This window comes from Micromonospora sp. NBC_01699 (assembly GCF_036250065.1).
Taxonomy (GTDB): Bacteria; Actinomycetota; Actinomycetes; order Mycobacteriales; family Micromonosporaceae; genus Micromonospora_G.
This window is the reverse complement of record NZ_CP109199.1, coordinates 5,847,549-5,858,146: the sequence shown is the minus strand read 5'-3', so window position 1 is coordinate 5,858,146 and position 10,598 is coordinate 5,847,549. Positions and strand designations below refer to the sequence as shown.

At 72.1% G+C, this 10,598-nt stretch carries 5 protein-coding genes; 3 read left to right on the top strand and 2 right to left on the bottom strand.

The features are described 5' to 3' along the window. Positions 1–45: 45 nt before the first annotated feature. Complete coding sequence (locus OG792_RS23660) at positions 46–891, bottom strand: GNAT family N-acetyltransferase (protein ID WP_442932297.1); 846 nt, start codon at positions 889–891, stop codon at positions 46–48. A gap of 146 nt (positions 892–1,037) precedes the next feature. Here OG792_RS23660 and gltB point away from each other — a divergent pair, with 146 nt between their 5' ends. Further along, positions 1,038–5,801, top strand: coding sequence for a glutamate synthase large subunit (gene gltB / locus OG792_RS23655; RefSeq protein ID WP_442932296.1), 4,764 nt, complete (start codon positions 1,038–1,040; stop codon positions 5,799–5,801). Then, positions 5,794–7,275 (top strand): glutamate synthase subunit beta, encoded by a 1,482-nt coding sequence (locus OG792_RS23650; RefSeq protein ID WP_329102359.1) that lies wholly within the window; start codon positions 5,794–5,796, stop codon positions 7,273–7,275. Before gltB ends, OG792_RS23650 begins: the two co-directional genes overlap by 8 nt. Before the next feature lie 369 nt (positions 7,276–7,644). On the opposite strand, the gene OG792_RS23645 is transcribed toward OG792_RS23650, so the two are convergent. After that, positions 7,645–7,899, bottom strand: coding sequence for a hypothetical protein (locus OG792_RS23645; protein ID WP_329102357.1), 255 nt, complete (start codon positions 7,897–7,899; stop codon positions 7,645–7,647). Positions 7,900–8,055: 156 nt separating this feature from the next. Between OG792_RS23645 and OG792_RS23640 the strand changes: the two genes are divergently transcribed. Further along, positions 8,056–10,596 carry an FtsK/SpoIIIE domain-containing protein gene (locus OG792_RS23640; RefSeq protein ID WP_329102355.1) on the top strand — a complete coding sequence of 847 codons (2,541 nt, stop codon included), beginning with the start codon at positions 8,056–8,058 and terminating at the stop codon, positions 10,594–10,596. Positions 10,597–10,598 lie beyond the last annotated feature (2 nt).

The following is a 10,598-nucleotide window of genomic DNA, read 5'->3' as shown; positions in this document are numbered from 1 at the left end:
TAACTTCATGATCAACCCCGAGGTCCCGCGGGGTGGGGGTGGGGGTTAGGTGGTTACCGGGGTGGGTTCTGCGATGCAGGCTGTGCCCAGGCGTTTGAAGCCGGCGCGTAGGTAGATGCGGGCGATGTCGTCGTTGCCGGCGGACAGGAAGACCAGTTCGGTGCCGGTGTCCAGTAGGTGTCGGGCCAGGGCCGCGGTGACCGCGGCGGCCAGTCCGCGTCGTCGGGCAGTGGGCAGGGTGGCGATGCCGGCGATCTCGGCCACGTCGCCGACCCGCATCGCCATGCCGGCCGAGACCGCGCCCTCGTCGGCCGTCTCGGCCAGGGCGAAGACCCTGGTACCGGCTTCGGCCTGGGTCCGTTCCTCGTCCACCCGGCGGGGGGTCAGGGAGACCAGGGCGGCGTCGCGGGCGACCGGGCCGGCGTCGCCGGGGGCGGTGCCGGGCACGCCGAAGCCGATCGCGGCGACCGCTCGCTGAGTCGCCACATCGCGCCCGAAGTCGGGCGAGGCCGGGTCGGCGAACCGCACCGGTACGTCGCCGAGGCTCCCCGCCGATGGCAGCGCGGCCGGATCCAGCACCATCAGCGGCGCCTCCAGCACCGCCAGCCCGGCCGATCTGGCTACCTGGAGTAAGCTGGGATGGTTCTCGTGCACCCATTCGAGCGCTTCCGGTACGCCGAGGGCGCGCTGTCGTTCGCGGACCGTGGTCACGTCGGCGGCGTTCGGCGGTTCGGACGCGCCGGGGCGGGGACGGGCGTAGAACGGCCAACCAGCACCATTCCGGACGAAGAGCACCAACCCTCCGTACTCCTCCGCGTGAGCTACATCACGCGGCACTCCGTCATAAAAGTGTTCTAAGCGCTCGAATACCTCACGATGCACCAGGCTCACCGCGCGAGACTACACGTCCCACTCCGTGGAAGTGTGATCAATCCGTACTGGTGGCGCGAGGTGGGACCTAACGTAGACTCAAGAAACCTCGCAGGGCCGACGTCGTCCCGACCCATGATTGAACGTGAGTGACGACAGGAGACCCGGTGGTTTTTCCGTACCCTGAGGGACCTCGCCTCTCCTCGCCGCCCGCCCCGCCGGCGTTGCCGGCCCCGGGTATCGCGAACCTGGCCGGAATCCCCGCAGCCCAAGGGCTGTACGACCCCGCGTACGAGCGTGACGCCTGCGGGGTGGCCTTCATCGCCGACCTCAACGGACGCCGCTCACACGACGTGGTGGCCAAGGGACTCGGCGCGCTCTGCCGGCTCGACCACCGGGGCGCCCGCGGCGCGGAGCAGAACACCGGCGACGGCGCCGGCATCATGCTCCAGGTGCCGGACGCCTTCCTCCGTGAGGTGGTCGACTTCCCGCTGCCGCCCGCCGGGGAGTACGCCGCCGGCCTGGTCTTCCTGCCCGGCGAACCGGACGCCGAACAGCGCGCCCGCGCGGTGCTGGAGAAGTACGCCCTGGTCGAGGGCGCCGAGGTGCTTGGCTGGCGGGACCTGCCGGTCGACCCGACCGACCTGGGCGAGACGGCGCTGGCCGCCCGCCCGGTGATCCGACAGGTGTTCCTGGCCGCGCGCCGGCTCACCGGCTCACCGGATGGTCCGGCCGGCGGTGCGCTGTCCGGGATCGACCTGGACCGGGTCGCCTTCTGCGTACGGAAGCAGACCGAGCGGGAGACCGCCGAGCGCGGGGTGCCGGCGTACTTCCCGTCGCTGTCCGCCCGCACCATCGTCTACAAGGGCATGCTCACCCCGGACCAGTTGCCGGCGTTCTTCCCCGACCTGACCGACGAGCGGGTGACCAGTGCCATCGCCCTGGTGCACTCCCGGTTCTCCACCAACACGTTCCCGTCGTGGCCGCTGGCGCACCCGTACCGGTTCATTGCCCACAATGGAGAGATCAACACCATCCGGGGCAACCGGAACTGGATGAACGCCCGTGAGGCGCTGCTGGCCAGCCCGAAGGTGCCCGGCAACCTCAAGCGGCTGTTCCCGGTCTGCACCCCCGCCGCCTCCGACTCGGCCAACTTCGACGAGGTGCTCGAACTGCTGCACCTGGCCGGCCGGAGCCTGCCGCACGCGGTGTTGATGATGATTCCGGAAGCCTGGGAGAACGACCCGGAGATGGCGCCCGCCGAGCGGGCCTTCTACCGCTTCCACGCCAGCCTGATGGAACCGTGGGACGGACCGGCGTCGGTCGCTTTCACCGACGGCACGATGGTCGGCGCGGTGCTCGACCGCAACGGGCTGCGCCCCGGCCGCTGGTGGCAGACCAGCGACGGCCTGGTGGTGCTGGGCAGCGAGGCGGGCGTACTCGACCTCGACCCGGCGACCGTGGTGGCCAAGGGCCGCCTCCAGCCGGGCCGGATGTTCCTGGTCGACACCGCCGCCGGCCGGATCGTGCACGACGACGAGATCAAGGCCGGGCTCGCCGCCGAGCGGCCGTACGCCGAATGGCTGCACGCCGGGCTGATCGACCTGGCCGACCTGCCGGCCCGCAAGCACACCGTCTACACCCACGACTCGGTCCAGCGCCGCCAGCAGACCTTCGGCTACACCGAGGAGGAGCTGAAGATCCTGCTCGGGCCGATGGCCCGGACCGGTGCCGAACCGCTCGGCTCGATGGGCACCGACACCCCGATCTCGCCGCTGTCCACCCGACCCCGGCTGCTCTACGACTACTTCCACCAGCTGTTCGCGCAGGTCACCAACCCGCCGCTGGACGCGATCCGGGAGGAACTGGTCACCAGCCTCCAGTCGACCATCGGCCCGGAGGGCAACCTGCTCGACCCGGGAGCGGCGAGCTGCCGGCAGATAGTGCTGCCGTACCCGGTCTTGGACAACGATGAGTTGGCCAAGCTGCTGGACGTGGACGAGGACGGCGACCTGCCCGGTTTCAAGGCGGTCCGGGTCTCCGGGCTGTACCGGCTGCGCGACGGCGCGGCCGGCATCCGGGCCCGGCTGACCGAGATCTGCCGGCACGTGTCGGAGGCGATCGAGGACGGCGTACGGATCCTGGTCCTGTCCGACCGTGACTCCACCGCCGACCTGGCCCCGATCCCGTCGCTGCTGCTCACCGCCGCCGTGCACCAACACCTGGTACGCGAGCAGACCCGGACCCGGGCGGCGCTGATCGTCGAGTCCGGCGACTGCCGCGAGGTGCACCACGCCGCGGTGCTGATCGGCTACGGTGCCGCCGCGGTGAATCCGTACCTCGCGTTCGAGTCGGTCGAGGACCTGATCGCCCACGGCACGCTGACCGGGATCGAGCCGGCCAAGGCGGTCCGCAACTACGTCAAGGCGCTCGGCAAGGGCGTACTGAAGATCATGTCGAAGATGGGCATCTCCACCGTCTCGTCGTACTGCGGGGCGCAGGTGTTCGAGGCGGTCGGCCTCGACTCCCGGCTGGTTCAGCGCTACTTCGCCGGAACACCGGGACGGATCGGCGGGATCGGCCTGACCGGCATCCACGAGGAGATCGCCGCCCGGCACGCGGTCGCGTACCCGCCGAGCGGGGTGCCGGGCGCGCACCGGCGACTGGAGGTCGGCGGCGAGTACCAGTGGCGGCGCGAGGGTGAACTGCACCTGTTCAACCCGGAGACGGTGTTCCTGCTCCAGCACGCCACCCGCTCCCGCCAGTATGAGGTTTTCCGCGACTACACCGCCAAGGTCGACGAGCTGGCCGCGAAGGCGGGTTCGCTGCGCGGGCTGTTCACCCTGCGTACGGGCGTGCGGCCGGCGGTGCCGCTGGACGAGGTCGAGCCGGCCAGCGAGATCGTCAAGCGGTTCGCCACCGGCGCCATGTCGTACGGGTCGATCTCGGCCGAGGCGCACGAGACCCTCGCCATCGCGATGAACAACATCGGCGGCAAGTCGAACACCGGTGAGGGTGGCGAGGACGTCGAGCGCCTCTACGACCCGCGCCGCCGCTCCTCGGTCAAGCAGATCGCCAGCGGCCGGTTCGGCGTGACCAGCGAATACCTGGTCAACGCCGACGACCTCCAGATCAAGATGGCGCAGGGGGCGAAGCCCGGCGAGGGCGGTCAACTGCCCGGCAACAAGGTCTGGCCGTGGATCGCCCGTACCCGGCACGCCACGCCCGGCGTCGGCCTGATCTCCCCGCCGCCGCACCACGACATCTACTCGATCGAGGACCTGGCCCAGCTCGTCCACGACCTGAAGAACGTGAACCCGGCCGCCCGGGTGCACGTCAAACTGGTCAGCGAGATCGGCGTCGGCACCGTCGCCGCCGGGGTGGCCAAGCTCAAGGCCGACGTCATCCTGATCTCCGGGCACGACGGCGGCACCGGCGCCTCCCCGCTGAACTCGCTCAAGCACGCCGGCACCCCGTGGGAGCTCGGTCTGGCCGAGGCGCAGCAGACGCTGCTGCTCAACCGGCTCCGGGACCGGGTCACCGTGCAGGTCGACGGCCAGCTCAAGACCGGTCGGGACGTACTCGTCGCGGCGCTGCTCGGGGCCGAGGAGTTCGGCTTCGCCACCGCCCCGCTGATCGTCGCCGGCTGCGTCATGATGCGCGTCTGCCACCTCGACACCTGCCCGGTCGGCATCGCCACCCAGAACCCGGTGCTGCGCGAGCGCTACACCGGCAAGCCGGAGTTCGTGGAGAACTTCTTCCTCTTCCTCGCCGAGGAGGTCCGGGGCTACCTGGCCGAGCTGGGCTTCCGGACCCTCGAAGAGGCGATCGGCCAGACCGAGCTGCTCGACCTCGCCCCGGCGCTGACGCACTGGAAGGCCCGCGGGCTCGACCTGCGGCCCGTACTCCATGTGCCGGAACTGCCGGCGGGCGCCGCGCGGCGCGGCATCCGGGCCCAGGACCACGGCCTGGCCGCCGCCCTGGACAACGAGCTGCTGGCGCTGGCGGCCCCGGCGCTGGCCGACGGCACCCCGGTCCGGGCCTCGGTCCGGGTCCGCAACGAGCACCGCAGCGTCGGCGCCATGCTCGGCGGCCAGGTGACCCGCCGCTTCGGCGGCGCCGGCCTGCCGGCCGACACCATCGAGTTCGCCCTCACCGGCACCGCCGGCCAGTCCTTCGGCGCGTTCCTGCCGGCCGGGGTGACGCTGCGGCTGCACGGCGACGCCAACGACTACGTCGGCAAGGGACTCTCCGGCGGCCGGCTGGTCGTCCGCCCGGACGCCGCCGCGCCGTTCGCCGCCCGCCTCGCCGACAGAACCGACGGTACGCCCGGCGCCGAGGACCAGATCATCGCCGGCAACACCATCCTGTACGGGGCCACCGCCGGTGAACTGTTCCTCCGGGGCCGGGTCGGTGAGCGGTTCGCCGTCCGCAACTCCGGTGCGGTGACAGTGGTCGAGGGGGTCGGCGACCACGGCTGCGAGTACATGACCGGCGGCACCGTGGTGGTGCTCGGCCCGACCGGGCGCAACTTCGCCGCCGGCATGTCCGGTGGCGCCGCCTTCGTCTGGCAACTCGACCGGCGCCGGATCAACCCCGAACTGGTCGACCTGGCCCCGCTCACCGACGACGAGCGGGTCACCCTGCACGACCTGGTCCAGCGGCACTTCGCCGAGACCGACTCGGCGGTCGCCGAGCGACTGCTCAAGCGCTGGTCGGAGGCGGTCGAGGAGTTCACCGCCGTGGTACCCCGCGACTACAAGCGGGTCATGCAGATCATGCGGGCCGCCGAAGCCGCCGGCCAGAACGTCGACGAGGCGGTGATGACCGCGCTGGCCGCCCCGGTGGCACCGCAGGCCGCGGCCACGCCGTCGCCCGCCGCGCCCGCGCAGGTCACGCCGCGCGCGTCCCAGGAGGTGGCCCGTGCCTGACCCGAACGGTTTCCTGCGCTACGGCCGCCGCACGCCGGCCCGCCGCCCGGTGCCGGTGCGGATCAGCGACTGGCGGGAGGTCTACCCCGCCGCCGCCGACGACCTGGTACGCGAACAGGCCACCCGGTGCATGGACTGCGGCATCCCGTTCTGCCACGACGGCTGCCCGCTGGGCAACCGCATCCCGGACTGGAATGACCTGGTCCGTACCGGCAACTGGTCGCACGCGATCGAGTCGCTGCACGCCACGAACAACTTCCCGGAGTTCACCGGGCGGCTCTGCCCGGCACCGTGCGAGGCGGCCTGCGTACTCGGGATCTCGGGTGGGCAGCCGGTCACCATCAAGCAGGTCGAGGTCGAGATCATCAACCGGGCGGTGGACCTGGACCTGATCCGGCCCCAGGTGGTGGCGAAGCCGTCCGGCAAACGGGTCGCCGTCGTCGGTTCCGGCCCGGCCGGACTCGCCGCCGCCCAGCAGTTGGCCCGCGCCGGCCACGCCGTCACCGTGTACGAGCGCGACGACAGGATCGGCGGCCTGCTCCGCTACGGCATCCCCGACTTCAAGCTGGAGAAGGAACACATCGACCGGCGGCTGGAACAGCTCACCGCCGAGGGCGTCAGCTTCGTCACCGGCGTCAACGTCGGCGTCGACATCACCGCCGAACAGCTTCGTGCCGACCACGACGCCGTACTGCTCGCCTGCGGTGCGCTCCAGGGCCGGGACACCCCGGCCACCCCCGGTCGGGCCCTGCGCGGCGTGCATCAGGCGATGGAGCACCTGGTGGCGGCGAACCGGGTGGTCAACGGTTTGGACGAGAGCACCCCGATCGACGCCGCCGGCAGGCATGTGGTGATCATCGGTGGCGGCGACACCGGGGCCGACTGCCTCGGCGTGGCGCACCGGCAGGGCGCGGCCGGCGTACACCAGCTCGACCTGTACCCGGAACCGCCCGGCAGCCGGGACGAGTCCCGCGACCCGTGGCCGACCTGGCCGTGGATCCTGCGCGACTACCCGGCGCACGAGGAGGGCGGCGAGCGGGTCTTCGCCGTCGCGGTGCAGGAGTTCGTCGACGACGGCACCGGCCAGGTACGCGCGGTCCGGGTCGCCGAGGTGAGCGTGACCAAGCAGGACGGGCGGCGGATCCTGACCGTCAAGCCCGGATCGGAGCGGGAACTCCCGGCCGACCTGGTGCTGCTGGCGATCGGCTTCGAGGGGACCGAGGAGCAGCCGCTGCTCGACCAGCTCGGGGTGGCCCGCAACCGGCGCGGCGCGATCGACGCCACCGCCGACTGGCAGACCTCCACCGACGGCGTCTTCGTCGCCGGTGACATGCACCGGGGCGCGTCCCTGATCGTCTGGGCGATCGCCGAGGGCCGCGCCGCCGCCGCCGCGATCCACACCTACCTCGCCGCCCCCGGCACCCTCCCCGCCCCCGTCACCTCCTCCACCCAACCCCTAACCGCCGCCCGCTGACCCCGCGCACCCCGCACGCACCCTGGGCGCCTTCCGCGCGCCTCAAGATCCGCACACGGGTAGAGAAAGAGTGGGTATTCCACAGCGGATAGCCACTCTTTCTCTACAGAAGTGCGCGTTCTCTACAGAAGTGCGCGGTTGGGTCGGATGGCGTTCGTTCGAGCAGCACGGGGTCCGGGAGGCGGTGCGGTCGCCGGGGACCGCGCCGTTCCGGTCGCGGCTATGCGCCCCGCCAAGCTGCTCCCTGTCGCCCCCTGCGCTGCTCCCTGTCGCCCGCCGTGCTGCTCCCTGTCGCCCGCCTGCGACTCGGGACATGCGGGCGCCGGCGGCGATGCGGGCTCGGTGGGCCGACGTGTAGCCGTCTTCGGATCATGAGGGGGTGGTTGACGCGGGTTGCCAGCCGGCGGCGAGAAGGGCTTGGCGTACCTGGGCTATCGCTTCGTGGGGGCGGTCCCGGATCAGCCAGGCGGGGAAGCGCAGGAGTCGGTCGCCGGCTGTCCAGAGAGCGTTCTGCCGGGCCATGTCGGCCCAGTACGTCCGGATCTCCAGATGCTGCCCACCGTCGATCTCCACCTGGACGCCCCAGTCCTCGTAGTACACGTCCAGGTAACGCACCCGCCCCATCGGCACCTGCCCGACACCAACTCCAACTCCAACTCCAACTCCAACTCCAACAGCGGTACCGACATGGATCCCATGGGCACGTCCCGCGTGCCTGTGGGCGCATGCTTCGGTTAGTGTTCCGGTGACTACGCACGCCGACAGGGGTGGGGGAGCAGGGTGGGCAGGCTCGCGGTCACGTACGGGCGGGCGGTCGCGGCACACCGGCAGGCACGCTCGCATCTGGACGCCGCCCGTCGGGCGCTCGCCGGGGTCACCGCCCCGCCGCCACCGGCCGAGACCGCCGACATGGTGCAGCGGCTGCGCCGGGTCGGCGAGTCGCTCAGCGCGGTGTCGGCGGGACCGGAGTTCCCCGGCCGACCGGTGCCGATCCGGATCGGTGCGGCGGCCACTTCGGACGGCGGCTTCCCGGTGGTCGTACCGCTGGTCGGCGGGGCGCACCTGGCGATCGACGCCGACGCCCGCGATCCCCGTACCGGGGCGGCGCTGCGCTCGGTGGTGATCCGGCTGCTGATGGCCGCCCCGGCCGGCTCGGTACGGGTGGTGGCGATCGACAACGCCGCGCTCGGCGCCACCTTCCTGCCGCTGCGACCGCTGGTGGACGCCGGTGTGCTGGGCCCGCCCGCGACCGGCGACGAGGAGATCCAGGCCCTGTTGACGGCAGCGGAGCAACATGCCCGCGCCGGCCACTCCGACCCGAGTAACCGCGACCAACTGCTGCTGGTGGTGGCGGCGTCCATGCCGGAGGGTCGGGCCGAGCTGACCCGGCTGGCCGCGCTGACCCACGCCGGCCCGGCCGCCGGGGTGTGCGTGCTCGCGGCCGGTTATCCGCCCCGGTCGACCGGGCTGGAGCCGCCGCCGTTCGGCAACACCACCCGGGTGACCCGGGACAGTGACTATGCGTGGGTCGGGGACCCGCCGTGGTGGCCGTACAGCGAGGACGGGACCGGACTGGTGGTGCCGGTGCTGCTCGACGGGGACCCGCCCGCCGGCACGGTCAACGCGGTCGCCGAGCGGCACGGGGACGCCACCCGGCGGGATGCCAGCCTGGAGTTCGCCGACCTGCTGCCGGCCCGCAACTGGGCCGAATCGGCCGGCGCCGGCCTGCGTACGGTCATCGGCCGTAACGGCCGGGACCCGGTGACCCTGGCGTTCGACGACGCCACCCCGCACTGGCTCGTCGGCGGCCGGACCGGCTCCGGCAAGACCGTGTTCCTGCTCGACGTCCTCTACGGACTCGCCGCCCGCTACTCGCCCGACGAACTGGCCCTCTACCTGCTCGACTTCAAGGAGGGCGTCAGCTTCACCGAGTTCGTGCCGACCGGGCACGACGGCTCCTGGATCCCGCACGCCCGCGCCGTCGGCATCGAGTCCGACCGGGAGTACGGCGTGGCGGTCCTGCGGGAGCTGCGCCGCGAGCTGAACCGGCGGGCGAATGCGCTCAAGCGCCACGGCGTCACCAAGCTCGCCGACCTGCCCCGCGACGGCAAGCCCGTACCCCGGGTGGTGGCCGTGGTCGACGAGTTCCACGTGCTGTTCGCCGGCAACGACGCGCTCGCCCGCGAGGCGGTCGCGCTACTGGAGGAACTGGCCCGCAAGGGCCGCTCGTACGGCATCCACCTGGTCCTGGCCAGCCAGAGCATGTCCGGGATCGAGGCGCTCTACGGAAAGGTCGACTCGATCTTCGGCCAGTTCCCGCTCCGGGTGGCCCTGCCGGGTGGCTCCGGCGTACTCGATGCCCTGAACGACGCCGCGGGACCGCTGCCGCTCGGTTCCGCGATCATCAACCCCGCCGCCGGCCTGGCCTCGGCGAACACCGTGGTCCGCTTCCCGGACGCGCACGCCAGCGCCGCGCGGGTCGCGGCGTTGCGGCACGAGCTGTGGCAGGCGCGGGCGCAGGGCTCGTTCCCACCCGCGGTCTTCAAGGGGTACGACTCCGCGCACGTCGAGGACGACCCGACCCATCGTGGCCTGACACCCGGTGGACGGCGGCCGATGGCCCTGGTCGGCCGGGTGGTCGACGTGAACCTGACCTCGGCGATGTTCATGCTCGACGCCACCCCCGGCCGGCACCTGGCGGTGGTCGGCACCACCCCGGTCGGGGCCGACGTGTTGCAGGCGGCCACCCTGAGCCTGGCCCGCCAGGCCCAGCCGGGCACGGCCCGGTTCCTGCTCGCGCCCCTGGTCGCCGCCGCCGACGAGGTGGCCGACGCGACCGCCGACACACTCGCCGGGGCCGGGCATCCGGTGACCCGGCTGGACGCGATGGCGTTGCGCGAGGAGATCCGCAAACTGGCCGAGCCGGTCGCCCAGCCGACCGAGCGGACCTACCTGGTGGTCTTCGGGATGGACGGGGCCAGCGGGGTGCTCTCCGCCAAGGACCAGAACTACCGCTCCGGCCTGGACGACCTCCAGCAGGTCCTGCGCCACGGCCCCGCGTACGGGGTGCACCTGCTCGGCTGGTGGCGGGGGTTGCGCCGGCTCGCCGACGACATCGGCGGGGCGCACAACAAGGACGACATCGCCTGCCTGGTGGCGCTGAACGTGCCCGGTGGGGAACTCGGCATGTACCTCGGCATGCACGACCTGGCGTACACGCCCCGACCGAACCGGGCCCTGCTGGTCGACCGGCACGACCAGCGCAGCAGACTGATCGTGCCGTTCGTTCGACCCGGCTACGAGCTGGACGAGGGACACTGACG